This is a genomic window from Nocardia sp. 852002-20019_SCH5090214 (assembly GCF_001665865.1).
GTDB lineage: Bacteria > Actinomycetota > Actinomycetes > Mycobacteriales > Mycobacteriaceae > Nocardia > Nocardia nova.
Genome location: NZ_LZMK01000077.1, coordinates 1 through 1,299, shown reverse-complemented (window position 1 = coordinate 1,299; position 1,299 = coordinate 1). Strand labels below are relative to the sequence as shown.

General features: G+C 66.5%; 1 protein-coding gene and 1 pseudogene. One reads left to right on the top strand and one right to left on the bottom strand.

The annotated features are described in order from the left end of the window. A pseudogene (locus A5780_RS43005) lies at window positions 1-546 on the top strand (hypothetical protein); the annotation flags it as partial. 12 nt (window positions 547-558) lie between these two features. On the opposite strand, the gene A5780_RS43000 reads toward A5780_RS43005, so the two are convergent. After that, window positions 559-1,299, bottom strand: a 741-nt coding sequence (locus A5780_RS43000) for an acyl-CoA thioesterase domain-containing protein (protein ID WP_082976931.1), incomplete at its 5' end; no start/stop codon positions are given.

The window sequence follows — 1,299 nt, the reverse complement described above, 5'->3', positions numbered from 1 at the left end:
GCTGCCACCGAACAGCCGGGACGCGCTGGACTCCCACCGCACCTCGCCGAGGACCTCGACCTGTCGAAAGTCGGAATGTTCGGTCACTCGCTAGGCGGGTCGACAACCGTGCAAACGATGCACGACGACCACCGTGTCCGTGCCGGCGTCGATCTGGACGGCCCGATCCTGGGCTCTGTCGCCGCGGACGGTCTCGACCGGCCGCTGCTGATGCTGGCCAGCGACACCTCGCCCTGGTTCGGCAATCCGGGCTGGGAACCGCGCTGGGCAACCAACACTGGGGTGAAGATCCCCCTGCGCATCGCAGGAACCCAGCACATGTCGCTGTGCGACCAGCAGATCATCCTGCCGCAACTGACCACGGCCGGCCTGCTCGAGCCCGCCAAGAAGGCCGAAGCAGTCGGCACAATCGACACGGCCCGTTCGATCGACCTGCAACGGGCATACCTGCTTGCCTACTTCGACGCCACCTTCAGCCAGCCCGGCACCGACATTGCTCAAACGCTCGCCAGGCTCGCTCAGCCGGAGATGCTTCCTCACCCGTGAAGCACCCGCCGGTTACTCGCCGCCGAATGCGGCGCTGGTGGTGGCGGCGAAGTCGATTTGGCGTCGTGCGTTCGACAGTGTGCTGACCACGGAGGTGCCGACCGGGCCGATGCGGTCGTAGAGGGTGGCGCTGCCGATGGACACGCCCGCCGAGGCGATGGTGTTGTCGGCGCGTAGTCCGAGGTCGCAGCCGATCGGCAGACGCGAAAGAGCCACGGTCACATCGGCGTTGATGTAGCCGGCGCCTTCGGTGCCCCAGTGACACACGTGGTTCGTGGAGTCACCCAGGATCGCGGCGCGCTGGAACCCAGTGATCGGTTCCCCGGCGACCAGTGGTGGCAGGTTCTGCCAGGAGATTTTGCGGTCGGCGTTTTGATTCGCCGCGAAATCCTCGGACCAGTCGCGATCGCCGCTCTTGAACAGCGGCGGCGTCCCGCCGGGCACAGCACTCTCCTGCGGCGGAACCGGCAGCGGTTCGTCTCGGCTCCAGAGCTGGCCAGGCGGTTCGGTCCCGGTGGTGAGGAAAACGGCTGTCGCCCTCACACGTTGCTGACCGTCTTGCGACAGTGCCGCGTCGGCAACAGTGATTCGAGATCCTCGACGGACCACCGTGCTGCGCAGATCGAACGCGGCGTTGTCGACCGGTTGATACAGGTCGACTGTGAGTCGAGCGGGGATGAAGCCCTCCGGGCAGTGGGTCTCGAGTTCCCGGGCGAGCATGCCGGCCACGGCTGTTCCGCTCAGTTTGGTCGG